Source organism: Aerococcus sp. L_32, assembly GCF_050689315.1.
Window position 1 is genome coordinate 1 of sequence record NZ_JBOEQF010001222.1, and the last position, 546, is coordinate 546.

Below are 546 nucleotides of genomic sequence, written 5' to 3' on the forward strand. Positions count from 1 at the left end.
GTTACACATCAACTAAAACTTTTTATTTTTTGAAAAGGGGGAAACTAGGTCAAGCTAGCCCCACTTTCAGCAAATTTATTCTGCCTTCTTAGCAGCCATTTCTTTTTCAAATGTTGTGGCCAATTCCTCAATAATACCTGCATCTACAATTGTCGCTGCTTGTAAAATTGTATGAAAAACACTCGTCGCATTTGAAGAACCATGTGCTTTTAATACTGGTGCTTTAACACCAAATAAAATACCGCCCCCTGCTTGGTCTAAATCAATTTTTGTCATCATATCTTTTAATGACCCTTTGATTAGTAAACCACCAAGTTTAGAGCCAATTCCACCATCCATAATCGCATTTTTAACCAATTTCATTACAGCAGCTGCTGTTCCTTCCACTGATTTTAATACGGCATTTCCAGTAAATCCATCGGCTACGACAATGTCTGCTACCCCGTTTAAAATTTCACGAGATTCGATATTACCAGTGAAGTGAATCTGATCATTGGCTTTTAATAAACCAAAGGCTTCTTTCGTCAAGTCATTCCCTTTATTGTT

The 546-nt window shown here is 37.0% G+C and carries 1 pseudogene; it reads right to left on the reverse strand.

The features are described from left to right. Positions 1-75 precede the first annotated feature (75 nt). Positions 76-546 (reverse strand): annotated as a pseudogene (locus ACRCJ0_RS19040) (phosphate acyltransferase PlsX); the annotation flags it as partial.